This window comes from Streptosporangium sp. NBC_01469, assembly GCF_036227305.1.
GTDB lineage: Bacteria > Actinomycetota > Actinomycetes > Streptosporangiales > Streptosporangiaceae > Streptosporangium.
In genome coordinates, this window is sequence record NZ_CP109465.1 from 5,672,596 (window position 1) to 5,698,292 (window position 25,697).

Sequence of the window (25,697 nt, forward strand, 5' to 3'; positions counted from 1 at the left end):
GCGGGCGAGGGCGAATCAGGGAAGCGCGCCCGGCGTGATCAGGCCGGTCTCGTACGCGAGGACGACGGCCTGGACGCGGTCGCGCAGGCCCAGCTTGGTGAGCACGTTGCCGACGTGGGTCTTGACCGTCGTCTCGCTCACCACCAGCTCGGCGGCGATCTCCGCGTTGGACATGCCCTTGGCGATCAGCCGGAGCACCTCCAGCTCGCGCTCGGTCAGCCGGTCCAGGCGCGCGGGGGTCGACTGCTGGTGCACCGAGGGCAGGTGCGCGCCGAACTTGTCCAGCAGCCGCCTGGTGACGCTCGGCGCGACGATGGCGTCGCCCGCGGCCACCACCCGGATGGCCTGCACCAGATCCTCGGGCGGGACGTCCTTCAGCAGGAACCCGCTGGCCCCGGCGCGCAGCGCCTCCACGATGTACTCGTCGAGGTCGAAGGTCGTCAGCACCAGCACCCGCGGCACGTGCGCGCCCACGGTGGCCTCCCGCACGATCCTGCGGGTCGCCTCGATGCCGTCCACACCCGGCATCCGGATGTCCATCAGCACCACGTCGGGCAGCAGCGCCCGTGACTGGTCCTGCGCCGCCTTGCCGTCTCCCGCCTCACCGACCACGGTGAGATCGGGCTCGGCCTCCAGGATCAGGCGGAAGCCGGTGCGCAGCAGTGGCTGGTCGTCCACCAGCAGCACTCTGATCGTCATCACGCATCCTTGAGGGGGAACCGGGCATTGACCTCGAATCCGCCCCCGGGACGCGGGCCGATCCTCAGAAGTCCACCATAGAGGGCGACGCGCTCGCGAATACCCGCCAATCCGTGCCCGGTCACCTCCTCGTCCGCGTCACGCGCCTTCGGCCCGAGGCCGTCGTCCTCGACCTGGACGGCCAGCCCGCCCGGTTCGTGCCGCACCGTCACCCAGGCCCGCGCCTGCGGCCCCGCGTGCCGCAGGCTGTTGGTCAGGGCCTCCTGGACCAGCCTGTACGCGGCCAGGTCGACACCGGCGGGCAGCATCCCCGCCATCCCCGCCATCCCCGCCATCCTCGCCATCTCCGCCATCTCCGTGACCCCCGTCGTTCCCGACGCCCCCGCTCCCGTCGTTTTGGACGTCGCCGCGGTCCCCCGCTCGTCCTCGATCGACAGCTGCGTCCGCAGCCCCGCCTCGCGCATCTGGTCGACCAGGGCCGGGATCTCACGAACCCCCGGCTGCGGGCTGCGCTCGGCGGGTGTCCCGTCGGTCCTGAGCACGCCCACCATGCTGCGCATCTCCGACATCGCGGTCCGGCCGAGCTCCTCGATCGCCGACAGGGCCTCTCGCGCCCCGTCGGGGTTGCTGGCCAGCACCCGGCGCGCCGCGGCGGCCTGGACGGTCATCACGCTCACGTGGTGGGCGACCACGTCGTGCAGCTCGCGGGCGATGCGGGAGCGCTCCTCGGCCCTGGCCGCCCGGGTGTCGGCCTCCCGGGCGCGTTCCATGCGCCGCGCCCGGTCGCGCAGCTCCGCCTGGTAGGCCCGGCGCAGCCGCACGCTCCGGCCGGCGATCCACAGGGAGGCGGTGAACACGGCCATCAGCAGGTGGCCGCTCCACCCGCCGAGCCCACCGCCCGCCGACGACGACAGGACGTGCCCGGTGAGGGCCAGCGCCGGGGCGCCCAGGCTGAGCGCCAGACCGCGCCGGGCGGCGATCGTGTAGACCAGCACCAGGGTGACGAGCCAGAGCAGGGAGGGGTTGCGTCCCGTCGCGGCCAGCGTGACCTCGGCCAGGCAGACCAGGAAGAGCACCAGGAACGGCCGGTGGCGGCGCAGCGCCACCGACAGGCAGCCCGCCACGATCAGGCCGAGCCCCATCGCGTCGGGCGCCCTCAGGCGGGCGGGGTCGCCGAAGACGTGGGTCACGTGGGCGAAGGGGACCGAGGCGGCGGCCAGCGCTCCACCGAAGATCACGTCGGGAATCAGCGGGTGCCCGAGGAACCACGTCCGCAGGCTGCCGATGGTGTTGCGCACACAATCAATTTAGGCGCCCTTCCACCGCCGCCACCCTGCCAGAGGTGGATATCCCCCTCATCCCCACGAAGGATCCGCCCCGCGAAACACCGCGAGGCCGCGTCAGGGAAGTGGGCCGAGGGGCGTCGTGGAGACGCGCCGGGAAAGCGGGCCGAGGAGCGAGGGAGCCGGGGGCGCGGCCTCACCGCGACGCGCGGCGCCGCCCACCGCGGCCGCTACCGGGAATGCGGGCCGGTGCTCGGGCCTTCAAGCCTGGGGTGAAGGCCCGTGCGGGAGTGCCGTCAGGCCCGAGTGTGCTCCAAGGGAGCACGTCAAAGCTCGTCGGTGGCCGCCCTCGTGATCCTGGCGGGCCGCCGGTTGCTGCGGACGGTGTCGCCGGGCTGCCGCTCGGGGACGGGCGGGGGAGTGCCGCCGAACTCCGGGCACAGGTCCTTGTAGCTGCACCAGCCGCACAGCCTGCTGGGCCTGGAGCGCCACTCGCCCGTCTCCAGCGCGCGCTCGATGGCCTGCCACAGGGCCTGGACCTTGCGCTCGGTGGCGAGCAGGTCGGCCTCGTCGGGGGTGTAGCGCAGGACCTCGCCGCCGCCCCCGAGGTACATCAGCTGGAGCATGCGGGGCACCGAGCCGCGCAACCGCCACAGGACCAGCGCGTAGAACTTCATCTGGAACAGCGCCTTGGCCTCGAAGGCGGGACCGGGGGCGCTGCCGGTCTTGTAGTCGACGACGCGGACCTCGCCGGTGGGCGCCACGTCCAGCCGGTCGATGTAGCCCCGCAGCATCAGGCCGCTGCCGAGCACCGCCTCCACGTACAGCTCCCGCTCGGCGGGCTCCAGGCAGGTGGGGTCCTCAAGGGTGAAGTAACGCTCCAGCATGGCGCGGGCCTGGGCGAGCCACTCGGCGCGGTCGTCGTCGCCGGTGAACATGCCGGCGTACGAGGGCTCCTCCTCCTGGAGCCTGCGCCACTGCGGCTCCAGCAGGTCCTGGGCCGCGGAGACCGTGCGCTCGGGGGCGGGCAGGTCGTACAGCCGCTCCAGCACCGAGTGGACCATCGTGCCGCGCACCGCGGCGGGCGACGGCGGCTCGGGAAGCCGGTCGATCACCCGGAAGCGGTAGAGCAGCGGGCACGTCATGAAGTCACCCGCGCGCGACGGCGACAGGGCTCCGACGATCGTGGGCTCGGTCAGCGACATGACCGCACTGTAGGTCACGGTGACGACAGTTTGTGCCCGAGGTGCCTCGTGGCGTCTGCCACGGGCCCGATGGCGCGTACCATCGAGGCCTGAGGGTGGATGGGACGAGGAATGGTGAGCCAGCGGTGAGCAGCGACAGCCCACGCCAGGACAATCCGGGGCTGCGGATGGGCCGGCCGTTCGGCATCCCGATTTACGTCTCGCCGACCTGGTTCATCGTGGCGGCCTTCATCACCTACTCGTTCCAGGGCGTGGTGGCCTCGTGGCTGCCCGACCTGAGCGTCCCGCTCACGTACGTCGTCGCGTTCGTCTTCGCGGTGCTGCTGTACGTCTCGGTGCTCCTGCACGAGCTGGCGCACTGCGTGGTGGCCAGGATGTACGGCCTGCCGGTACGGCGCATCACGCTCTACCTGCTCGGCGGCGTCTCGGAGATCGAGCGCGAGCCGGAGACCCCCGGCAGGGAGTTCATGGTGGCCTTCGCCGGGCCGCTGCTCTCGCTCGGGCTGGCCGGGATCGGCTTCGCCGCCTCCCGGTTCATCGAGCCGGGCACGATCCTCGGCGTCCTGGTCTTCCAGCTCTGGGGGGCCAACCTGATCGTCGGGATCTTCAACCTGCTGCCGGGACTGCCCCTCGACGGCGGGCGCATGCTGCGGGCGGGCGTCTGGAAGATCACCCGCAAGCCCGTCTCCGGCACGATCGCGGCGGCCTGGGCGGGCCGGGTGCTGGCCGTCGCCCTGGTGGCGGTCCCCGTCGGGCTGGCACTGGTGACCGGGCAGTCCCCGGACCTGATGATCATCTGGTCGGTGCTGCTGGCCGCCTTCATCTGGTTCGGCGCCACCCAGGCACTGCGCGGCGCCCGCGTACGGGCCCGCATTCCCGAGGTCAACGCCCGAGCCCTGGCCAGGCGGGCCATCGCGGTGACCGGCGACGTGCCGCTGGCCGAGGCCCTGCGCCGGGCCGCGGAGGCCCAGGCGGGGGCGATGGTGGTGGTCGACCACGACGGCCACCCCACCGGCATCGTCAACGAGGTCGCGGTGGAGGCCACCCCGGAGAGCCGCCGCCCCTGGGTGACGGCGGGTTCGCTGGCGCGCAGCCTGGAGCCGTCGCTGGTGCTCGCCGCCGACCTGGAGGGGGAGCCGCTGATCGACGCCATGCGCGAATCCCCCGCCGGGGAGTATCTCCTGGTGGAGCGCGGTGGCGAGATCTTCGGTGTGCTCGCGACCTCGGACGTGAATCGCGTATTCAGCGGGGTTTAAGCGAACCGCAGGTGGTTCACAGGCGTCTCACTGGATACTCGCCGATGACAGGGGCGACAGGAGCAGATCATGCCTGTTCGTCCCACTCGTCTTCGGCTCTTACCAGGACTAGGGTTTTGGCCAGCGAACGGGCTGGCCATGTAGCTTAAGGGACGTCAATTGGCACCCCCCCAAACACCGGCTCCGGCCGGCGATCTGACGCCGGATCTCCTCGGCACCCCCGAATGGACCGACCAGATGGTCGCGGCCGCGGGCATCCCCATGTACGACATCCCGTTCCTCACGATCGGTGGCGGCATGGGATCCTTCGTGACGCTCGACTATCTGAGGATCTACGGCGTCCCCACCTCGCAGATGCGGGTGGTGTCCAACATCGACCATCCGTGGCAGACCTACGAGTTCCTCACCAGGTGCTCGCAGATCCCCCGAGGGGAGCGGATCCGCTCCGACTCCTCCTCCCGCCCGGACAACCTGTGGGGATTCCCCTCCTACGCCCTGGAAGAGGCGTGGAAGGAGAAGAAGCCGTCATACCTGTGGCAGATCCTCACCGAGCCGCTGCTGAACGACTACTGGACCCCGCGCGCCGGCACCGTCTTCGAGAACCTCGAACGCGAGGCCAAGCGCATCAACTACTGGGACATGCTGGTCAAGGGCCAGGTGCGGATGGTCCGCCGCAGGGCGGGCGGCGGCTACTTCACCGTGGTCACCCCGCCCGACGGCGCGGCGCCGACCAAGCGCATCATCTTCCGCTCGCGCTTCGTGCACGTCGCGATCGGCTACCCGGGCCTGAAGTTCCTGCCCGACCTGCAGGAGTTCCGTACCAAGCACGGTGACTACCAGCACGTCGTCAACGCCTACGAGCCGCACGAGCAGGTCTACGAGTTCCTGAAGACCCGGCCGGGCACCGTGGTCATCCGCGGCGGCGGCATCGTCGCCTCCCGGGTGCTCCAGCGGCTGTTCGACGACCGGGAGCGGCACAACCTGCAGACCCAGATCATCCACATCTTCCGCACGTTCGTCAGCGGCTCCCACGGCCCGCACGTCTGGTCGCGCCGCAAGGGCGGGGACGGCTGGGCCTATCAGGGCTTCAACTACCCCAAGTCGGTGTGGGGCGGCCAGCTCAAGGCGCAGATGCGCAAGCTGGAGGGCGCCGACCGGGCGAAGAAGTACAAGGAGATGGGCGGCACCAACACCCCCTTCAGGCGGCGCTGGCAGGAGCAGATGCGGGCGGGCCGCAGCGGCGGCTACTACCACCCCGTGCAGGGCACCGTCGACCGCGTGGAGCAGAGCCGCGACGGGCGGCTCGTCAGCTACGTGCGCAGCGGCGACGGTATCGTCCGGGAGCCGGTGTCCGACTACATCATCGACTGCACGGGTCTCGAGGCCGACATCGCCGAGCACCGGGTCTTCGCGGACCTGCTCCAGCACGGCGGGGCGTTCCGCAACCCGGTGGGCCGGCTGGAGGTGGAGCGCCACTTCGAGGTGAAGGGGACGGCCAGCGGCGACGGCGCCCTCTACGCGTCGGGATCGGCCACGCTCGGCGGCTACTTCCCCGGCGTCGACACCTTCCTCGGCCTGCAGATCGCGGCCCAGGAGATAGCGGACGACCTGGCGAGGCGTGGATTCGTCAAGAAGATGGGGCCGCTGCGGTCGACCTCGCAGTGGTTCAAGTGGGCCCGCAACTCGTCGGTGTAATCGGTGTAAGGAGTAGTTCCCCGTGGTTCCGACCCTGCTGGGCCGTATTCAGACGCGCCTCCTCATGCTCGCCACCGTCGGCGTGGTCATCACCCTGCTGATCGTGCCGCTGCTCCCCGGTTCCGGGCCGCTCTCCGGCCGCTACGCCAACGGCCTCCTGGTCATCGCGGCGGTCGCCGTGCTGGGGGTCGTCTGGGAGCTGATATACCACTTCCTGATGCAGTTCAGATGGGAGAAGGACTGGCCGACCCTCTTCGGCCTGCTGACGCTCGTGCCCGAAGGTCTTGTGCTGTACTTTTTGCTACGGTCCGGTGCAGTTGATTTCATCGATCCGGTCCCGCCGGCCGCCTTCTGGACGCACTTCACCGTCGTCTGGGTATGCATCTGGTTGGTGACGAACGGCCCCATGAGGGTGCCGTTCATCCGGTGGCGTTTCCGGGGAGGGAGAGTTCTGTGACCGACCAGGGCTTCGGGGTGGTGCGTCCGCTTCCGGGCAACGGGCTGGTGGCCCACGAGGGTGGCCTGCTGCTGGTGTGCGACGCGGCCGAGGCCGTCGTTGAGGATCTGCTGAGGGCGATGCGGGAGACCGCGGCCTCCGGCGGCGACGGCCGGGCGCTGGCCCGCCGGGTCGCCCAGATCCTCGCCGTCATGATGGGCGAGCCGGTGGCGTGCGCCGTCGCCGGTCCCGTCGGCGGGGGAGTGGCCGTCCTGGTCAGCGGCCCGGCGTTCGCGTCGGTGACCGGTGCGAACGGCGAGATCCAGCTCGCCGGGCGTGACGCGCTCACCTGGTCCGACCGGTTGGTCCCCGGCCCGGTGACCCGGGTGGAGCTGCGCCTGCCCGACGCGGGGGCCGCGCACCCGCTGTCCCGGCTGGACTCCGGAGTGATCGTCGCGGGCGGGGTCTCGTGCGACCTGACCGAGGCGGGCGCCGCCCCGCGGGCCGTGTCGCGGGCGGAGTCCGCCGCGCCCCAGGGACAGCACGTCCAGCAGGCCGCGCCCCGGATGGAGCCCGCGGTCCCCGCTCCCACCCCGATGCCCGCGCCGCCCGAGCGGCCGGAGCCCCCCGCCTGGTCGGCACCCCCGGAGCCCGCACCGCCCGCGCCCTACCCGATGGGCCCGGCCGAGCCCTACCCGCCGGTCGCCCCGCCGGTGGAGCCGCGGCGCGAGCCGCAGCCGCAGGGGTGGCACTCCGAGCCGGTGCCGCAGGGCCCGCTCTCCTCTCCCGGCCACTCGGGTGCCCATTCCGGAGGTCCCTCCGCCGGGCCCGATCCCGCGGTCGTCCACCACGAGGACATCGACACCGCGATGGCGAGCGGGATGGGCGGAGACCCCGTCGACGTGCGCGACCAGCCGTTCGAGTACGAGCTGCTGACGCCCGGGGGCTCGCAGCCGGGGAACGAGCAACCCCCGGCGGGGCCCGCGGCCGAGCCCGAGGCACGGCCGCTGGTCTACGGGGTCGACTGCAAGAACGACCACTTCAACGACCCCCGTGTGCCCTACTGCGCGGTCTGCGGCATCGCGCTGGTCCAGCGCACCCTCGTCCCGTACAAGGGGCCGCGCCCGCCGCTGGGGGTGCTGCTCCTGGACGACGGCCTGACGCTGCGGCTCGACACCGACTACCTGGTGGGCCGTGACCCCGAGCGTGCTCCCGAGGTGGCCGACGGCTCGGTGCGCCCGGCCAAGGTCACCAGCCCCGACGGCTCGGTCTCCCGCCGCCACCTGCGGGTGGCGCTGGACGGCTGGGACGTCAACCTGGTCGACCTGGGATCGGTCAACGGCACCCAGATCCAGCCGCCCGGCGACCCCAACTTCTACGACATCCCGCCTAACGAGCCGGTCGCGATCCTGCCCGGCACCACCGTGCGGATCGGCGTCTCGCGCACCATGCGCTACGAATCGCACCGCAACCGCTGAGAGGCGCCTCTCGCCTTCCGGGCGGCACGGCCACGGCCGTGCCGCCCGGCGTGCGTTCGGGGCCGCCGGACCGGGGAGGTAGGACCGGCCGGGAGGCGCGGGCGTACGGTCAGGGCCGCGGGAGCGGGGCGCGCAGGGCGGAGACGGCCTCGGTCCAGTCGACCGGGTCGGGGTCCTGCTCGGCGCGGACCAGCAGGTGGGCGCCTTCGGGGGCGTTCGCGGTGTCGGCGGCCACGACCAGCGCGCCCTCGGGGACCGGGCCCGAGGTGGCCTCCACCCCGAGCCTGGCCAGCCGCTGGGCCAGTGCCGAGGCCCGGTTCCCGCCGGTGACGACCAGGGGGCGGCCCCACAGCGTCGCGAGGGTGAGCGCCACGTGGGCGGCCGCGTCGCCCCCCGAGCCGTGGTGCACCGCCACCGGCCCCGGCTCGGAGCCTGACCCGGCCTGCCCGAACACGGACGGCGACACGGACGGCGACTCGGGTATGGGCACGGACTCGGATACGGGCGATGGCACGGCCACGGTCACCACGCGGCAGGTGGCGCCGTCGCGCACACCGGCGTAGCCGGGGACACCGGCGGGCAGCACCAGCAGGTCCGGACGGGCACCGGAGGCCAGTCCGGGCAGCTCGCCCGCCACATCCGCGCTGAACCGGCTCACCACCCTGCTCTCCGAGCCGCGCTCGCGGACCGTGGCGGCCAGCGTCTCCAGCTCGTGGAGGGTCTCGGCCAGCTCGGCCAGCTCCGAGGAGAGGCCGCTGCCGACCTCCAGGCGGCCCGCCGGATAGGGGCGCAGGTGGCCCAGGACCACCTCGGACGAGGACGCCGAGGACGCCGGGGACGCCGGGGACGCCGAGGGCGCTGACAGGGCCAGGGTGGTGGCCAGGCCGACCAGCGGGGCCTGCTCGGCGGGAGGCTCCGGCACGATCACCAGCACCCGGTGGGCGGCGGTCACCCCGAGGGCCGCACGTTCGGCGTCGGCGATGTCGCGGGCCACCCGCCGGTCCGGGTAGAGCCTGCGCACCAGCGGGCCGGTCATCGCGGTCGTGACGAGGGCCATGACCACCATCAGCGAGTACAGCTCGTCGTCGAGCACGCCCTTCTGCAGGCCGACGGTGAGGATGACGATCTCGGTGAGCCCTCGCGTGTTGAGCAGGGCGGCCAGCGTCCAGGACTGCCGGGCGGGCAGCCGCTGCGTCCGGGCGGCGGCGTAGGAGCCGAGCAGCTTGCCGCCGATCGCGACGGCCAGGATCGCGGCGAGCGTGCCGAGGCTGGACAGGTCGAGCTCGCGCAGGTTGACGTTGAGGCCCGCCACCACGAAGAACATCGGCAACAGCAGCAGCACGGCGAGCTGCTCCAGCCGTTCCAGGATCTCGTGGTTGAGCCGCTCCGCTCCCTCGCGGGGCATCACCGTGCCGAACACGAAGGCCCCGAAGATGAAGTGGACGTGCATCCACTCGGTGGCCCAGGCCGATCCGATCAGGCCGATGAGCACCAGCGAGAGCAGTCCGGGCGTCAGCCGCCCGGCCTTCTCGTACGCGGGCACCAGGCGGGCCAGCAGTGGCTTGACCACCAGGAACATCACCAGCGCGTACGGCAGGGCGAGCAGGACCTTCCACTGCCCCTCGGCCTCTCCCGCCCCGGCGATGCCCACCACCACCGCCAGAACGGTCCAGGCGAGCACGTCGATGACGGCCGCCGAGGCCAGGGCGAGGCCGCCGAGCGTGATGCGCTGCATCCCCCGGTCGGTGAGGATCCTGGCCAGCACCGGGAACGCGGTGGCGGCCATCGCCGCGCCCATGAACAGCACGAAGGGCAGCGTCCTGCCGCCGCCCACGTGCTCACCCGCGATGGCCAGCGCGAGCACGCACCCCAGGACGAACGGCACCACCGTCGAGCCGAGCGCCACGGTCACCGCGATCCGGCCCTTGCCCCTGACCAGCTTCTGGTCCAGCTCCAGGCCGACGACGAACATGAACAGCACGAGGCCGACGTTGGCCAGGGCCTGCAGCGGGGGCCGCATCTCGGGTCCGAACAGCTGGTCGCCGATCAGGGGGCCCAGCAGCGTGGGGCCCAGCAGGATGCCCGCCACGATCTCGCCGATGACCGGTGGCTGGCCGAGCCGTCTGGCCAGCGCTCCGAACAGCCGCGCCGCCGCGAGGACGATGACAAGGTCGAGGAGGAGCAGATCCATGTGCAGCACTTGCGAGCACGCTTTCCGTATGTAAAGAAAAGCCCCGAGAATGTCGAGGGCGACGTTACCGTGTGTGGGATGTCGTCGCGAACGTTGCGCAGGCATGGAGGGAGACCGTTGGTGGAAGGCATCGCCGATTACGAGTTCGTCCGGTCACTGGGGGCGGGCAACCACGGCGAGTTCTACTTGGCGAAGAAGCCGGAGCGGTTGCCCGTCGAGGCGGACCTGGTCGCGGTGAAGGTGGTGGGCGGCACCGGGAACGACGCGTTCCGCCGCGCCACGAGGGAGCTGAAGGCGTTCGCCGCGGTGCGCTCTCCGTACCTGGTGCGGCTCTACGACGCCGGCCAGCAGGGCGGGGTGTTCTACTACTCGATGGAGTACCTGCCGGGCGGCTCGCTGGCGCGTCCCGCGGAGCGTCCCTCGCGTGAGCGGGTGCTGCGCTCGATCGCCTGTGTGTCCCACGCGGCGCAGGCGCTGCACGAGGAGGGCATCGTCCACCGCGACATCCGTCCCGGCAACGTGCTGCTCACCGACGACGGCGGCAAGCTCTCGGACCTGGGCCTGTCGCAGGTGCTGATGCCGGGCGCGACGGTGACCGGGATGGGCGACATCGGATCGGTGGAGTTCACCGATCCGGCGCTGCTGCAGGGGGAGACCCCCGCCCCCGCGGGAGACGTGTGGTCGCTGGGCGCGACGCTGCACTGGGCGGTGAGCGGCAACGGCCTCTACGGGGAGCTGCCCACCCACGACCCGCTGCTCACCCTGCGCAAGGTGTACAGCACGACGCCGTCGATCGACCCGGGGCTGGAGCCCGAGCTGTCGGACCTGGTCCAGGCCTGCCTCGGCGACACGGCCAAGCGGCCCACCGCCAGGGGAGTGGCCGACCGGCTCTACTCCCTGCTGGCCTGAGAGCTCCGCCGGCCTGAGAGCTCCGCCGGGCTGAGACGCCCTGTTGGTTCGGGACGCCCTGCCGATCGAGACGCCCTGCCGGTTCGAGACATCCTGCCGACGCCGGGCGGGGAGCCCCGCCGGTGCGGGGTGCCCGACCGCCGGGGTGCCTCACCCGAGGACCGGGCAGGCGGCCTGAGGTCCTCCGGGCCTACGCGCCGGTGGGGCGGAGGCGGTCCAGTTCGGTGTCGAGCATCCGTTCCAGGCGCGCGGCGTCGAGCCTGTCCGGATAGAGCAGGTGGTGCGCGCTCAGCCCGTCGACGAGGGCGAGCAGCCGTTCGGTGACGTCGTCGAGGTCGTCGGCGGTGGCGATCTCCCCGCCGGTGGCCGCCGCGCCGAGCAGGCTGCGTACCAGGTAGCGCAGCTCCTCGGCCTCGGCGCGCTGCGCCTCCAGCATCGCCGGGCTGGTCATGCTGCGGCTCCAGAAGCCCATCTCCAGCCCGCTCTCCCGGGCGCGCTCGTCGTCCAGCGGAAGGTTGTCGAGGAGGAGTTCGCGCAGCGCGGCCAGCCCGGTGAGACCGGCCAGCTTGCCGCGCAGGCGCTCCACGATGCGCCGGTGCGAGGAACGCAGCGCCGACAGCATGATGTCGTCCTTGTCGGCGAAGTAGTGGGTCAGCACGCCGTTGGAGTAACCGGCCTCCCTGGCGATGGCCCGGGTCGTGGCGGCCTCGATGCCCTCGCGCAGGATGATGCGGCGCGCGGCCTCGACGACCTCCTCGCGGCGCTCGCTGTGATTGACGATCTTCGGCACCTCACTCCTTCCCGAACGGGTTCGTTGACATTTTAGTCGGTCGCCCGTCTACTATCCGCTGAAGACATGAGGAGGACTCGATATGACCGTCGTCACCCTCGGTGTGCACATCGTGGACGTGCTCGCCAGACCGGTGGAGTCGATCCCCGACGGGCAGGACACCCACCTGCTGGAGCAGATCCGCGTCACCGCGGCGGGCGCCGCCGCCGCGACCGCCGTCGACCTGGCCGCGCTCGGTGTCCCGGTGGCCTCGGTGGGAGCGATCGGGGACGACGAGCTCGGAGACCTGCTCGTCATGATGATGGAGCGGCGCGGGGTCGACGTGGCCGGGATCGTCCGCAGGCGGGGGGAGCAGACCGCCGCCTCGATCCTGCCGATCCGTCCCGACGGCGGGCGCCCGTCCTTCCACGTTCCCGGCGCCAACCTGGGCCTGTCCACCGCCGACGTCGCCCGCGAGACCGTCCTCGGCGCGCGGGTCGTGCACCTGGGCGGCATGGACGTCACCTGGGGCCTGTACGACCCCGCGTTCTTCGCGCTGCTGGACGAGGCGCGGGCGGCGGGCACGATCGTCACCATGGACCTGCTGTCCAACATGCCGGACCTCATGCGGGGGGTTCGCAGTTTCCTCCCGCACGTCGACTACCTCCTGCCCAACGAGGAGCAGGCGCTGCTGATGAGCGGCGCGGGCGAGGTGGGCGACGTGGAGGAGGCCGCGAGCGCCCTGCTGGCGCAGGGGGCCTCGGCCGTCCTGGTCACGCTCGGCGCGGACGGGAGCCTGATCGCCGACGCGGAGGGCCTCACCCGCGTTCCCGCCCTCGACGTCCCGGTGGTCGACACCACCGGCTGCGGAGACGCCTACTGCGCCGGGTTCATCGCCGGTCTGGTCGACGGCCGCGACGTGGCCGGCGCCGCGCGGCTCGGCACCGCGCTGGCCGCCCGCGTCGCCGGGGGCCTCGGCTCGGACGCGGGCCTGGACGGGGCAGGGGAACTCCGCGACGAGAAGTGACCTCTCCGTCCGAGGTCCCGACCTCGCCCCCGGTTCCGGCCCCGAGGTCGTACGGACGGCGGGAGCGGCCGTGAACCGCCCGAACCCATCCAGACGTGAATCCAGACGTGAAAGGACGACGCATGTCCATTGACGCCAAACTCAGGGAGCGGGCCGCCAAGGTCGTCCCCGGCGGAATGTACGGCCACCTCAACGCGGCCCTGCACGGCCCCGCCTACCCGCAGTTCTTCGTCGGGGCAGAGGGTTGCCGCCAGCGGGACGCCGACGGGCGCGAGTACATCGATCTCATGTGCTCCTGGGGGCCCGTCGTGCTCGGCCACCGCCACCCCGCCGTCGAGGGCGCCGTCGCGGCCCAGCTCGCCGCGGGCGACTGCCTCAACGGCCCGGGTCCCGTCTACGTGGAGCTCGCCGAACTGCTGGTGGAGATCGTCCCGCAGGCCGACTGGGTGATGTTCTCCAAGAACGGCACCGACGCCACCACCCAGGCGCTGATGGTCGCCCGCGCCGCCACCGGCAGGACCAAGGTCCTCATGGCGCACGGCGCCTACCACGGGGCCGACCCGTGGTGCACGCCCAGCCCGGCGGGGACCACCCCCAGCGAGCGCGCGGACCTGGTCGAGTTCACCTACAACGACCTCGCCAGTGTCGAGGCCGCCGCGGCCCGGGTGGAGGGCGACGTCGCCGCGATCATCGTGACGCCGTTCAAGCACGACTCGTTCGAGGACCAGGAGCTCGTCGCCGCGGAGTTCGCCCGGGGGGTGCGGGCCCTGGCCGACCGGATCGGCGCCGCGCTGGTGATCGACGACGTGCGCGGGGGCTGGCGGATCGACCTGGGCGGCTCCTGGGAGCCCCTGGGCGTGCGCCCCGACCTGTACGCCTTCAGCAAGGCGATGGCCAACGGCCACCCGATCGCCGCCGTCACCGGAGTGGACTCCCTGCGCGGGCCCGCCCAGACGCTCTACTCCACCGGCTCCTTCTGGTTCAACGCCGCCCCGATGGCCGCGGCCAAGGCCACGATCGAGACGCTGCGCGCCATCGACGGCATCGCCCTGATGGAGCGCGCGGGCACCCGCCTGCGCGAGGGCCTCGCCGCCCAGGCCGCCTCCCACGGCTTCACGGTCAACCAGACGGGCCCGGCGCAGATCCCGTGGCTCTCCTTCGAGGGCGACGCGACGCTGGACAAGGGCATGTTCTGGGCCGCGGCCTGCCTGGAGGAGGGGGTCTACCTCCACCCGTGGCACAACTGGTTCCTGTCGGCGGCCCACACCGACGCCGACATCGACCGGGCACTCCAGGGCACCGACGCCGCCTACGCCAGGCTCAGGGCCCGCTTCGGCGCCGACTGAGACCCGGCCGGACGCCGGGACCACCGGGACGGCGGCGTACGGCTAGCGCCGGGCGTCGTCCCGCAGGCGAGACCACTGCAGGTCGTCCAGGCGCGTGCCGCCGGGGCCGGGCAGCATCCCGCGCAGCAGTGCCTCCCGGGTGAAGCCCGCGCGCTCCAGCACGCGCTGCGAGGCGACGTTGCCGGGGGAGGTGCCCGCGATGATCCGGGCCAGCGGGGTGTACTCGAAGGCCCAGCCGACCAGCAGGTCCACCGCCCTGGAGGCGAAGCCCCTGCCGCGGAACTCCGGCCGCACGCTGTAGCCCGTCATCGCCTGCCCCAACGGGGGGATCACCCCGCTGAGCTGGATGTCCCCGGCGAACGCGCCCGTCTCGGCGTCCAGGATCGCGACCTCGGCCCCCCTGCCGGCCAGCCAGTTCGCGCCCGCGGTGCGGCACCGCTCCTCGGCCTCCTCGAAGGTGGGGGGCTCGGGCGGGACGCTGTGCTTCACGACGTCGGGCACGTTCTGCAGCGCCAGGTAGTCGGCGGTGTCGGCGGCGGTGAGCCGCCTGAGCCGCACGACCCCGTCGGTCAGCGATCCACCGGGGAACTCCGGCAGGAAGGGCGCCACGCGCTCGCCGGAGTCGCCGCGCAGGCGCGCGAAGCCCACCAGGTCGTGCCGGGTGCCGTCGCGCTGCTCCTCGGCCCCGCGCCGGACGCCCTCGTGCCGGAAACCCGCGGCCAGGGCGACCCGCTGGCTGGCCAGGTTCTCCACGTTGGCGAACAGCTCGACGCGCGCGACCCCGTGGCCGAACCCCCACGCGCTCAGCGCGGCGGTGGCGGCCGTGGCCACCCCGCGGCCCCGCGCCCACGGCGCGACCAGGTAGCCGATCTCGATGCCCCCGCGGGGACGGGCCATGAGGCCGATGTTGCCCAGCCACTCGCCCGTCACCGCGTCCGCGATCGCGAACGGGGCCCCTCCCGTTTGCCACTCCTCCCGGCACCGCTCCATGTACTCGAGCGCGTCGTCCCGGGTGTACGGCACGGGGATGAGGGGGAGGAAGTGGACGATCTCCGGGTCGGAGCAGGCACGGACGATCGCCTCGGCGTCGGTCGGGGCCAGCGGCCTCAGGACGACGGGGCCGGCCGGAATCACATCATGGGGAAACACGCCACAATAGCTACCAGGTGCCGCTTTGAGCGGCGAATCATTTAGCGGATCATCCCGCCCGTCCGCCCCGGCTTCCGTCCCCGAGCGCCCTTCCCCCTCGCGTGATCACGTTCCCGGCGGTCCGAGGACACCGCCGCGCGCCGATAACCTTGCGGTCATGGGTTTTCGCAGGCATGGGCCGTTTCAGGCCGGGGATCAGGTTCAGCTCACCGACCCCAAGAACAAGCGTCACACGGTGACGCTGAAGGAAGACGGCGTGTTCCACACGCACAAGGGCGGGATCCCGCACAGTGAGCTGATCGGCCAGCCCGAGGGCTCGGTGGTGCGTTCGTCCGGCGGCACCCAGTATCTGGCGTTCAGGCACCTTCTCCAGGACTACACGCTGTCCATGCCGCGAGGCGCGGCGGTGATCTATCCCAAGGACTCGGCCCAGATCGTGGCCATGGCCGACATCTTCCCCGGCGCCCGGGTGGTGGAGGCGGGCGTCGGCTCCGGCGCGCTCACCTGCTTCCTGCTGCGCGCCATCGGCTCCGAAGGCACCCTCACCTCGTACGAGCGGCGCCAGGACTTCGCCGAGATCGCCACCAAGAACGTGGAGAAGTTCTACGGCGGCCCGATGAAGCAGTGGCGTCTGGTGGTCGGCGACTTCGTCGACGATCTCGACGAGAGCGACGTCGACCGGATCATCCTGGACATGCTCGCCCCGTGGGAATGTGTGGACGCCGCAGCTCGGGCTCTCACCCCCGGCGGCGTGATCTGCTGTTATGTCGCGACCACAACTCAGCTCTCGCGTACGGTCGAAACTATCCGGGAGCACGGGAGTTTCACCGAGCCCCATGCGTGGGAGACCCTGGTTCGTGACTGGCATGTCGAGGGACTGGCCGTGCGGCCCGACCACAGGATGGTCGGCCACACCGGGTTCCTGGTCACGGCCCGTCGTATGGCCGACGGGGTGACGCCACCACCTCGACGTAGACGTCCGGCGAAGGGGGCACATGGCGAGGAGTCCACGACTTCCACGTCTTCCGCCACATGATGACGATTCGGCCACGACGGCCCGTGAGAGAGTGACACGGGAGCGGACCTTCGTGTTCTTATACATCTAGTACTAAATGCACCAAAAGGGATTAATCATCGCGCACTTAATGTAGTCATATGAACACTGCTCAGCCAGGTAAGGGACAGCCCTTAGATGGGTAGGGTTTTGAGTAGTCGGTCTCGACTGGGAAGGAGGTGACGCCGTGGCAGCTCGCGACGACGCTGAGGCTCGTGCCGCGCAGCGCGAACGGGAGGTCGCCGACCTCACAACACAGGTCTCCTTCCTGCAGGAGGAGATCACCGCGTTGCGTCGGAAGCTGACGGAGTCTCCCCGGCAGGCCAGGATTCTCGAAGAGCGTCTCCATGACGTGCAGGCGAACCTCGCGGCCGTAACCGGCCAGAACGAGCGTCTGGTGGCCACCCTCAAGGAGGCCAGGGACCAGATCGTCGCCTTGAAGGAGGAGGTAGACCGGCTGGCGCAACCGCCGTCCGGGTTCGGCGTGTTCCTCGAAACCAGAGAAGACGGCACGGTGGAGGTCTTCACCGGTGGCCGCAAACTCAGGGTGAACGTGAGTCCCGCGGTGGACGTCGAGTCGCTGAAGCGTGGCCAGGAGGTCATGCTCAACGAGGCGCTCAACGTGGTCGAGGCCCTCGGCTTCGAGGACCTCGGCGAGATCGTGATGCTCAAGGAGCTCCTCGAGGACGGCCAGCGCGCGCTGGTGATCTCGCACGCCGACGAGGAGCGGGTGGTGAAGCTCGCCGAGTCGCTGATGGACCAGCCGATCCGGGCGGGCGACTCCCTGCTGCTCGAACCGCGCTCGGGCTACGTCTACGAGCGCATCCCCAAGTCCGAGGTCGAGGAGCTCGTCCTGGAGGAGGTGCCCGACATCTCCTACGAGGAGATCGGCGGGCTCATGCGGCAGATCGAGCAGATCCGGGACGCCATCGAGCTCCCGTACCTGCACGCCGACCTCTTCCGCGAGCACAAGCTCCGCCCGCCCAAGGGCGTCCTGCTCTACGGGCCGCCCGGCTGCGGCAAGACGCTCATCGCCAAGGCCGTCGCCAACTCCCTGGCCAAGCAGGTCGCGGAGAAGACCGGCCAGTCCGGCAAGAGCTTCTTCCTCAACATCAAGGGCCCCGAGCTTCTCAACAAGTACGTCGGCGAGACCGAGCGGCACATCCGCCTGGTCTTCCAGCGGGCTCGCGAGAAGGCCTCCGAGGGCACCCCGGTGATCGTGTTCTTCGACGAGATGGACTCGATCTTCCGGACCCGAGGCTCGGGCGTCTCCTCCGACGTCGAGAACACCATCGTCCCCCAGCTCCTGTCGGAGATCGACGGCGTCGAGGGCCTGGAGAACGTCATCGTGATCGGCGCCTCCAACCGCGAGGACATGATCGACCCGGCGATCCTGCGGCCCGGCCGCCTGGACGTCAAGATCAAGATCGAGCGGCCGGACGCCGAGGCGGCCAAGGACATCTTCTCCAAGTACCTCATCCCCGAGCTCCCGCTCCACGTCGAGGACCTCTCGGAGCACGGCTCCAACCGCCAGGAGACCATCTCCGGCATGATCCAGCGGGTCGTCGAGCGGATGTACACCGAGAGCGAGGAGAACCGCTTCCTCGAGGTGACCTACGCCAACGGCGACAAGGAGGTCCTGTACTTCAAGGACTTCAACTCCGGCGCGATGATCCAGAACATCGTCGACCGGGGCAAGAAGATGGCGATCAAGCAGTTCCTGGAGACCGGTCAGAAGGGCCTGCGGATCCAGCACCTTCTGGCGGCCTGCGTGGACGAGTTCTCTGAGAACGAGGACCTGCCCAACACCACCAACCCCGACGACTGGGCCCGCATCTCCGGCAAGAAGGGCGAGCGGATCGTCTACATCCGTACCCTCGTGACGGGCAAGCAGGGCACCGAGGCAGGGCGCTCCATCGACACGGTGGCCAACACCGGTCAGTACCTGTAACCACGTGTGACCGGTGGCGCGGCTCCCTCCGGGGGGCCGCGCCACCGGCGTCTTCGCGCCTTTCGAAACCCTGGTCGATTTCTCGCGCGTAATTCGACAGCCGATGACTCTTGTCCTATTTCATCCCTTTTAGTGACTGTGGTCCGTACCTCCTTTCACACCCGTCCCGGAAGTGAACGGAAATAGACAGCCGTCACGGGGAACCTGAATGATCGAGACGCCGTCCAAGTGGCGTGCGTGAACATTCCGGCCCGGCCGCCCGGTGAACGGCACGGGGTCTCGCGAGGCGCTTCGGGGAAGTGGCCGCCTCGCCGAACTCGACCTCCTGCGCTTCTTCGCCGCCATGGCGGTGCTCGCCTTCCACTACTTCATCGCCTTCGCCTCGGTGTGGGGCGACCGCCCGGCCGAGCTGTTCCCGGCGATCTCCACCCTCTCCGGGCTCGGCATCCTCGGCGTCGAGCTGTTCTTCATGATCAGCGGCTTCGTGATCCTGATGAGCATCTGGGGACGCGGGCTGGGGGCGTTCGCCCTCTCCCGGCTGGTGCGGCTCTTTCCCGCCTACTGGGTCAGCGTGGCCGTCACCGCCGCGGTCTACGGGCTGACCGCCGCCACGGCCCTGGACCCCAAGCTGAGCCTCGGCGAGTACGGGATCAACCTCACGATGCTCCAGCGGGCTTTCGGGGTCTACGACGCCAACGGCGTCTACTGGTCGCTCTGGGTGGAGCTCCGCTTCTACGTGCTGATCTCGATCCTGGTGATCGCCGGGGTGACGCTCAACCGCTGCCTGGTCTTCATGGGGGTCTGGCTGCTGGCGGCCGGGTTCTTCGCCGGGAGCGACGAGGCGTGGGTCGAGCTCGTGGTCATGCCCAAGTACGCGGCGTACTTCGTCGGCGGCATGGCGTTCTTCCTGATGACGAGGTTCGGTCCCAGGCTCGTCCTGTGGTGCCTGGCCGGGATCAGCGGCGGCCTGGCCGTCAGCGCGGCGATCGACCGGGTGGCCGGGCGTGTCGAGAACGTCGGCTACGCCGCGATGCCGGTGCCCGAGTGGGCCGTGATCGCCACCGTGATCGGTTTTTACGTGCTCATGGCGATGGTGGCGCTGGGCTGGCTGGGGTGGCTGCGCTGGCGCGGCCTGGTCGTCCTGGGGGCGCTCACCTACCCGCTCTACCTGTTCCACACCCCGGCCGCGGTACTGATCGTCCCCGCCCTGCGGGACGTGCTGCCGCCCGCGCTGACCGCCCTGGTCACCCTGCTGGCCGCGATGGCGTTCTCCTACCTGGTGTACCGGGTGGCCGAGCGCCCGCTTCAGGAGTTCGTCAAATCCAGGAGGCGGAGAAGGGCCGCATCCCCGTCCCCGTCACAGCTCCCCGCGCTCTCCTCGATCCCCCTCGCAACGGGCGAAAAGGCTTCGGTGCCATAACTGTCCGACCACCGGGCATAGTGAAGGGTCTAGGGTCGGGAATAGATACCACGGAGAGAAACAGTCCCTGACGAACAGAGGGTGCGCATGACGGTACGGCGGGTGATGGGCATCGAGACCGAATACGGCATCTCCGTGCCCGGACAGCCGGGGGCCAACGCGATGGTGACCTCCTCTCAGGTCGTGAACGCCTATCTGGCGGCCTCGGCCGCCAGGGCACGGCGCGCGCGATGGGACTTCGAGGAGGAGAACCCGCTGCGGGACGCACGGGGGTTCGACCTCGCGCGGGAGGTGGCCGACCAGAGCCAGCTGACCGACGAGGACCTCGGCCTGGCGAACGTGATCCTCACCAACGGGGCCCGGCTGTACGTGGACCACGCCCATCCCGAATACTCCACACCCGAGTGCACCAATCCTCGGGCGGCGGTGATCTGGGACAAGGCGGGCGAGCGGGTGATGCACGACGCGGCGGTCCGCGCCTCGGCGATGCCGGCCAACGCCCCGATCCAGCTCTACAAGAACAACACCGACAACAAGGGTGCCTCCTACGGCTGCCACGAGAACTACCTCATGCGCCGGGCCACCTCGTTCGCCGACATCGTCAGGCACCTGACGCCGTTCTTCGTCTCCCGGCAGGTCGTCACCGGCGCGGGCAAGGTCGGCATCGGCCAGGACTCCCGGGGCGAGGGCTTCCAGATCAGCCAGCGGGCCGACTTCTTCGAGGTCGAGGTGGGCCTGGAGACGACGCTCAAGCGGCCGATCATCAACACCCGGGACGAGCCCCACGCCGACCCGGAGAAATACCGCCGCCTGCACGTCATCATCGGCGACGCCAACATGTCGGAGATCTCGACCTACCTGAAGCTGGGATCCACCGCGCTCGTCCTGGCCATGATCGAGGACGGTTACTTCACCCGAGACCTCGCCGTGGACAACCCCGTCCAGGCCCTGCGCGCGGTCTCGCACGACCCCACGCTCAAGTACGAGATCTCCATGCGCGACGGCCGCAGGCTGACGGCCGTGCAGCTCCAGATGGAATACCTGGAGCTCGCGCGCAAGTACGCCGAGGAGCGCAGCGTCAACGGCCTGGACGAGCCCACCAAGGACATCCTGGAACGCTGGGAGTCGGTCCTCACCCGCCTGGCGGAGGACCCGATGCAGCTGTCCGGGGAGCTCGACTGGGTGGCCAAGCTGGAGCTCCTGGAGGGCTACCGCACCCGTGACGGCCTTCCCTGGTCGCACCCGCGCCTGCAGCTCGTCGATCTCCAGTACTCCGACATCCGTCCCGACCGGGGGCTCTACAACCGGCTGGTGGCCCGGGGCCGCATGCAGCGCCTGGTCACCGAGGAAGAGGTTCAGCGGGCCATCGAGGTGCCGCCCAACGACACCCGGGCCTACTTCCGCGGCCGCTGCCTGAGCCAGTACAGCGAGTCGGTGGCCGCGGCCTCCTGGGACTCGGTCATCTTCGACATCCCCGGCCGCGAGTCGCTGCAGCGCGTCCCCACCCTTGAGCCGCTGCGCGGTACCAAGGCCCACGTGGGCGAGCTGTTCGACCGCTGCCGTACCGCCGCGGAGCTGGTGACGGCGCTGACCGGCGAGCAGTGACCTTCTGAGAGGGGGGAGGCGGCCCGGCCGGGCCGCCTCCCCCCTCGGTGTACCCGGATCCTTTGAAAGCCGGATCCCGTCAAAGCGGACAGCCGGATTGACGGGGGACGGAGAACCGGGGTACGTTCCGGGTGTTTTGTGGCGGTGCGAGGGAAATCCGGTGAGATTCCGGTGCGGTCGCGCCACTGTAACCGGCCCGCATGGGCCGGGAGCCAGGTCACACTCGGCCGCCACCGACCTACGAAAAGGGACGCGTAAATCCCGGAGGAGGTGGCCGTGAGCCAGATCTCGGCACCGCACGCCCAGCCCATCCCATGGCCCTCGCTCACCCGCTGGCTGCTCGCCGTACCGGTGCTGCTGCTCCTCGCCTACCTGGTCACCTTCGACCAGGGAGCGATCTCCCAGGCGGGAAACTACCTGCACGAACTCATGCACGACGGGCGTCACCTGCTCGGCGTGCCGTGTCACTGAGCCACAGGTGATCACCAAACTCATCGTCCGGGGCCTCGTCGTCGGACTGCTCGCAGGGCTGCTCGCGGCCGTCTTCGCCTACACCGTCGGCGAACCGCGCATCGACCAGGCCATCGCGCTGGAGGAGGCGGCCGCCGCGGCCGCCGCCCCGGCCGAGTCGCACGACGACACCGGGACCGCGGCCCACTCCCACGACGAGGAGGAGGCCCTGGTCAGCAGGGACGGGCAGCGCTTCGGGCTCTTCCTCGCCCTCGGCCTGTACGGCCTGGCGGTCGGGGGCCTGTTCTCCCTCGTCTACGCGGCCGTACGCGGGCGGGCGGGACCCCGCTCGGAACCGGTGCTCGCGGTCACCCTCGCCGCCGCCGCGTTCACCGCAGTCGTCCTCATCCCTTTCGTGAAATATCCCGCCAATCCACCGGCTGTCGGTGATCCGGAGACCATCAACCAGCGCACCGTGCTCTACCTGGTCGCCGTGGTCATCGGGATCCTCGCCGTCGCCGCCGGGGTCGCCACCCACCGCTACGCCTCGCGGAGCGAACCGTGGGTGCGCTGGCTGTCGGCGGGCGCCGCCGTGCTGGTTCCCGTCGTCGCGGCCTGGATCCTCCTGCCGGAGATCTCGGAGGTGCCCCGGGGCTTCCCCGCCGACCTCCTGTGGGACTTCAGGGTCGCCTCCATCGGGACCCAGGTGGTCTTCTGGGCCGGCGTCGGCGCGCTGTTCGCCTTCGCCGCTCGCAGGCGCGGCCCGGTGTGACGACCCCCTCGGGGGTCACCCGCCTGCTCCTGGTCTGCCACGCCTCCACCTCGGCGACGGCGCGGGCCGCGTTCCCGGGCGACGAACCGCTCGACGAACGCGGCCTGCGCCGGGCCGAGGGGATGGCACGGGACCTCGCCCCGGGGCCCGCGGCCTGCCCGGCCGAGCTGCGCTGCGTCCAGACGGCGGCGGCGCTCGGCCTGCGGGCCGAGCACGACCCGCTGCTGGCCGACTGTGACTACGGCCGCTGGAGCGGCATGACGCTCGGTGAGGTCGAGGCCGCGGAACCCGAGGCGCTCGCGTCCTGGCTCGGCGACCCCGGCGCGGCGCCCCACGGCGGGGAACCGGTCACCGCACTCCTCGCCAGGGTGTCCGGCTGGCTCGCCGTCCGCGCCCCCGGCAGGGCCGTCGCGGTCACCCACCCGGCGATCATCCGCGCCGCGGTCGTCCACGCCCTCGGCGCCCCCGCCCAGGCCTTCTGGCGCGTCGACGTCGCGCCACTGGCCCGGGTGACGCTCACCGGGCGCGGCGGGCGCTGGCGGCTCAGCTACTCCCCCTGACGGTTCCACCGACGTGACGGCCCGACGACTTGACGAAGGAGATCCCGAAGGTGCGTGACTCCCGCTATCCCTTCACCGCGATCGTGGGGCTGGAGGACCTGAAACTCGCGCTGATCCTCAACGCGGTCTCCCCCCGTGTCGGGGGAGTGCTGGTCAGGGGGGAGAAGGGCACCGCCAAGTCCACGATCGTGCGGGCGCTGGCCGCGCTCCTGCCGCCCGTCGAGGTGGTGACCGGCTGCCGCTTCTCCTGCGACCCCGCCGCCCCCGACCCCGGCTGCCCCGACGGGCCGCACGAGGCCCGTACGAAACCCGCGGCCAGGCCCGGCGCGCCTCGTTCCTCCGCGACCTGGCCCGAGGCGGCTCGCTCCGGTGCGGTCCCGGCCGATGCGGCTCAGGCCGGTGCGGTCCCGGCCGATGCGGCTCAGGCCGATGCGGTCCCGGCCGAAGTGGTTCCGGCCGAGGTGGCTGAGGCCGGCGTGACCCCGCCCGGTGGCGACCGGGGCGGCGCGGCACGGCCCGCGCGCCTGGTCGAGTTGCCCGTCGGCGCCTCCGAGGACCGCCTCGTCGGCTCCCTCGACATCGAGCGAGCCCTCACCGAGGGCGTGAAATCCTTCGAACCCGGCCTCCTGGCGGGTGCCCACCGGGGCGTCCTGTACGTCGACGAGGTCAACCTTCTCCACGACCACCTGGTGGACCTGCTGCTCGACGCCGCCGCCCTCGGTACCTGCTACGTCGAACGCGAGGGGGTGTCGGTCCGGCACGCCGCCCGGTTCCTGCTGGTCGGGACGATGAACCCCGAGGAGGGGGAGCTGCGCCCGCAGCTGCTCGACCGCTTCGGGCTGACCGTGGAGGTCCGGGCCTCGCGGGAACCGTCCCAGCGGGTGGACGTGGTCCGGCGCCGCCTGGCCTACGAGGCCGACCCCGAGGCTTTCGCCGCCGCCTGGTCGGACGAGGAGCGGGCGCTGGCCGCGCGCATCGCCGAGGCTCGCGCCAGGGTCGCCCAGGTCGTTCTGCCGGACGCGGCACTGCTCAGGATCGCCACCGTCTGCGCGGGGTTCGAGGTGGACGGGCTCCGGGCCGACCTGGTCACCGCCAGTGCGGCGATCGCGCACGCCGCCTGGCAGGGCCGCACCTCCGTCACCGCCGACGACGTACGGGAGGCGGCCAGGCTCGCGCTCCCGCACCGCCGCCGCCGCGACCCCTTCGACGCGCCCGGCCTGGACGAGTCCAGGCTCCAGGATCTCCTGGACCAGATCCCCGACGACCCCGACGACCCCGAGGGGCCGGACGACTCCGGCGGCCCCGGGGGCACCGATCCCGACGCGGGCCCGGACGGCGGCCCGGACGGCCCCGCGCCCGACGGCGGCCCCGAGACCGGGGACGCCACCTCGGACGACCCGGGCCCGGACGGCCCCGGCGGTCACGACGGCCCGGACACCCCCAGGCCCGAGGCCCCGGACGTCCAGGGCGCCCCCGACCCCGGGACGAAGGAGGCCCCGGCCTCCGTCGCGGATCCCCGGGAGTCGCCGGAGACGGCCGGGGGAGTACCGGCCCGCGAGCAGACCTTCGACGCCGACCCCGGGGGCAGGACCAGGCTTTTCACCGTCCCCGGCATCGGCGCCGGAGCCCCGGGGCGCCGGTCGCGCGCCAGGACGCCCCTGGGCCGTACCACGGGGGCCCGGATCCCCGAGGGCCACACCGGCTCCCTCCACCTGCGGGCTACCGTCGGCGCCGCCGCCCCGTACCAGGTCGCGCGGGGCAGGAGCGGGCCCGGACTGCTGCTGCGGCGCGGCGATCTCAGGGAGGCGGTCCGGGAGGGCCGCGAGGGCAACCTGGTGCTGTTCGTCGTGGACGCGAGCGGTTCCATGGCCGCCAGGCAGCGCATGCGCGCGGTCAAGACAGCGGTGCTGGGCCTGCTCCTCGACGCCTACCAGCGCCGGGACAAGGTCGGGCTCGTCACCTTCCGCGGCGCCCGCGCCGACCTGGTCCTGCCGCCCACCTCCTCCGTCGAGGCCGGTGCGGCCCGGCTGCGCGAGCTTCCCACCGGAGGCCGGACCCCGCTGGCCGCCGGCCTGCTGCGGGCCGCCGAGGTGCTGCGGGTCGAGCGCCTGCGCGACCCGTCCAGGCGCCCGCTGGTGGTCCTGGTCACCGACGGGCGGGCCACTTCTGGAACCGTCGAGGAGTCCCACCGCGCGGCGGGACTGCTGGCCGGGGTGGCGGGCGTGGTGGTCGACTGCGAGGGCGGTCACGTGCGCCTCGGCCTCGCCGCCTCCCTGGCGGCGCGGATGGGCGCGGAGACCGTACGCCTCGACGACCTCACCGACCTGGCCGGGATGGTCCGTGAACGGCGCGGCGCCGCGTGACCGCGAAGGGCCGGCCAGGACGGCCAGGACAGCCAGGGCACTGCGCCGTATGACAGCAAGTCGTATGACAGTGAGCCAG

General features: G+C 71.5%; 21 protein-coding genes and 1 riboswitch. Of the genes, 15 read left to right on the forward strand and 6 right to left on the reverse strand.

Translation table 11 applies throughout. The features are described from left to right. Positions 1 to 15 precede the first annotated feature (15 nt). From OG587_RS24875 to OG587_RS24885, 3 genes are all read right to left on the reverse strand, one after another. Positions 16 to 699, reverse strand: a complete 684-nt coding sequence (locus tag OG587_RS24875) for a response regulator transcription factor (RefSeq protein WP_329079281.1) — start codon at positions 697 to 699, stop codon at positions 16 to 18. Next, positions 699 to 1,997, reverse strand: coding sequence for a sensor histidine kinase (locus OG587_RS24880; RefSeq protein WP_329079282.1), 1,299 nt, complete (start codon positions 1,995 to 1,997; stop codon positions 699 to 701). The genes OG587_RS24875 and OG587_RS24880 overlap by 1 nt, the downstream gene beginning before the upstream one ends. A 311-nt stretch (positions 1,998 to 2,308) precedes the next feature. Continuing rightward, positions 2,309 to 3,187, reverse strand: a complete 879-nt coding sequence (locus tag OG587_RS24885) for a RecB family exonuclease (RefSeq protein WP_329079284.1) — start codon at positions 3,185 to 3,187, stop codon at positions 2,309 to 2,311. Between the two features lie 167 nt (positions 3,188 to 3,354). Here OG587_RS24885 and OG587_RS24890 point away from each other — a divergent pair, with 167 nt between their 5' ends. The 4 genes from OG587_RS24890 (at position 3,355) to OG587_RS24905 (ending at position 8,052) form a co-directional block, all read left to right on the forward strand. After that, positions 3,355 to 4,443: a site-2 protease family protein gene (locus tag OG587_RS24890; RefSeq protein WP_329094003.1), complete on the forward strand. Its 1,089-nt coding sequence runs from the start codon at positions 3,355 to 3,357 to the stop codon at positions 4,441 to 4,443. Positions 4,444 to 4,602: 159 nt separating this feature from the next. Beyond that, the gene (locus tag OG587_RS24895; protein WP_329079286.1) at positions 4,603 to 6,138 is read left to right on the forward strand and encodes a hypothetical protein; all 1,536 of its coding nucleotides are present in this window, start codon (positions 4,603 to 4,605) and stop codon (positions 6,136 to 6,138) included. Positions 6,139 to 6,160: 22 nt separating this feature from the next. Further along, positions 6,161 to 6,595, forward strand: a complete 435-nt coding sequence (locus tag OG587_RS24900; protein ID WP_329079288.1) for a hypothetical protein — start codon at positions 6,161 to 6,163, stop codon at positions 6,593 to 6,595. After that, the gene (locus OG587_RS24905) at positions 6,592 to 8,052 is read left to right on the forward strand and encodes an FHA domain-containing protein (protein ID WP_329079290.1); all 1,461 of its coding nucleotides are present in this window, start codon (positions 6,592 to 6,594) and stop codon (positions 8,050 to 8,052) included. The genes OG587_RS24900 and OG587_RS24905 overlap by 4 nt, the downstream gene beginning before the upstream one ends. Before the next feature lie 109 nt (positions 8,053 to 8,161). Here OG587_RS24905 and OG587_RS24910 read toward each other — a convergent pair whose 3' ends face one another. Further along, positions 8,162 to 10,243: a cation:proton antiporter gene (locus OG587_RS24910; protein WP_329079292.1), complete on the reverse strand. Its 2,082-nt coding sequence runs from the start codon at positions 10,241 to 10,243 to the stop codon at positions 8,162 to 8,164. A 120-nt stretch (positions 10,244 to 10,363) separates the two neighbouring features. Here OG587_RS24910 and OG587_RS24915 point away from each other — a divergent pair, with 120 nt between their 5' ends. After that, positions 10,364 to 11,152: a serine/threonine-protein kinase gene (locus OG587_RS24915; RefSeq protein WP_329079293.1), complete on the forward strand. Its 789-nt coding sequence runs from the start codon at positions 10,364 to 10,366 to the stop codon at positions 11,150 to 11,152. Positions 11,153 to 11,342: 190 nt separating this feature from the next. Here the strand turns inward: OG587_RS24915 and OG587_RS24920 are convergent, their stop codons facing one another. Continuing rightward, complete coding sequence (locus tag OG587_RS24920; protein ID WP_329079295.1) at positions 11,343 to 11,942, reverse strand: TetR/AcrR family transcriptional regulator; 600 nt, start codon at positions 11,940 to 11,942, stop codon at positions 11,343 to 11,345. Positions 11,943 to 12,024: 82 nt separating this feature from the next. Between OG587_RS24920 and OG587_RS24925 the strand changes: the two genes are divergently transcribed. Next, on the forward strand, positions 12,025 to 12,948 hold the full coding sequence (locus OG587_RS24925) for a carbohydrate kinase family protein (RefSeq protein WP_329079297.1): 924 nt from the start codon (positions 12,025 to 12,027) through the stop codon (positions 12,946 to 12,948). 122 nt (positions 12,949 to 13,070) lie between these two features. Next, the gene (locus OG587_RS24930; RefSeq protein WP_329079298.1) at positions 13,071 to 14,294 is read left to right on the forward strand and encodes an aminotransferase class III-fold pyridoxal phosphate-dependent enzyme; all 1,224 of its coding nucleotides are present in this window, start codon (positions 13,071 to 13,073) and stop codon (positions 14,292 to 14,294) included. A gap of 42 nt (positions 14,295 to 14,336) precedes the next feature. Here OG587_RS24930 and OG587_RS24935 read toward each other — a convergent pair whose 3' ends face one another. Continuing rightward, the gene (locus OG587_RS24935; RefSeq protein ID WP_329079299.1) at positions 14,337 to 15,443 is read right to left on the reverse strand and encodes a GNAT family N-acetyltransferase; all 1,107 of its coding nucleotides are present in this window, start codon (positions 15,441 to 15,443) and stop codon (positions 14,337 to 14,339) included. A gap of 157 nt (positions 15,444 to 15,600) precedes the next feature. On the opposite strand from OG587_RS24935, the gene OG587_RS24940 reads away from it, so the two are divergent. The 8 genes from OG587_RS24940 (at position 15,601) to OG587_RS24975 (ending at position 25,618) form a co-directional block, all read left to right on the forward strand. Beyond that, positions 15,601 to 16,479 (forward strand): tRNA (adenine-N1)-methyltransferase, encoded by an 879-nt coding sequence (locus OG587_RS24940; protein ID WP_329079300.1) that lies wholly within the window; start codon positions 15,601 to 15,603, stop codon positions 16,477 to 16,479. A gap of 205 nt (positions 16,480 to 16,684) precedes the next feature. Continuing rightward, the gene (arc, locus tag OG587_RS24945) at positions 16,685 to 18,448 is read left to right on the forward strand and encodes a proteasome ATPase (protein ID WP_329079302.1); all 1,764 of its coding nucleotides are present in this window, start codon (positions 16,685 to 16,687) and stop codon (positions 18,446 to 18,448) included. Between the two features lie 262 nt (positions 18,449 to 18,710). After that, a complete protein-coding gene (locus OG587_RS24950; protein WP_329079304.1) occupies positions 18,711 to 19,868 on the forward strand; it encodes an acyltransferase family protein in 1,158 nt (385 codons plus the stop codon). Between the two features lie 87 nt (positions 19,869 to 19,955). After that, complete coding sequence (gene dop / locus OG587_RS24955; RefSeq protein ID WP_329079306.1) at positions 19,956 to 21,473, forward strand: depupylase/deamidase Dop; 1,518 nt, start codon at positions 19,956 to 19,958, stop codon at positions 21,471 to 21,473. Between the two features lie 125 nt (positions 21,474 to 21,598). Next, a riboswitch (cobalamin riboswitch) is annotated at positions 21,599 to 21,719 on the forward strand. 30 nt (positions 21,720 to 21,749) lie between these two features. Then, complete coding sequence (locus OG587_RS24960) at positions 21,750 to 21,944, forward strand: CbtB domain-containing protein (RefSeq protein ID WP_329079308.1); 195 nt, start codon at positions 21,750 to 21,752, stop codon at positions 21,942 to 21,944. A 7-nt stretch (positions 21,945 to 21,951) separates the two neighbouring features. Continuing rightward, a complete protein-coding gene (locus tag OG587_RS24965; RefSeq protein ID WP_329079310.1) occupies positions 21,952 to 22,695 on the forward strand; it encodes a CbtA family protein in 744 nt (247 codons plus the stop codon). Continuing rightward, positions 22,692 to 23,255: a histidine phosphatase family protein gene (locus OG587_RS24970; protein ID WP_329079312.1), complete on the forward strand. Its 564-nt coding sequence runs from the start codon at positions 22,692 to 22,694 to the stop codon at positions 23,253 to 23,255. The genes OG587_RS24965 and OG587_RS24970 overlap by 4 nt, the downstream gene beginning before the upstream one ends. A gap of 50 nt (positions 23,256 to 23,305) precedes the next feature. Then, positions 23,306 to 25,618: a VWA domain-containing protein gene (locus OG587_RS24975; RefSeq protein ID WP_329079314.1), complete on the forward strand. Its 2,313-nt coding sequence runs from the start codon at positions 23,306 to 23,308 to the stop codon at positions 25,616 to 25,618. The last annotated feature ends 79 nt before the right edge of the window (positions 25,619 to 25,697 follow it).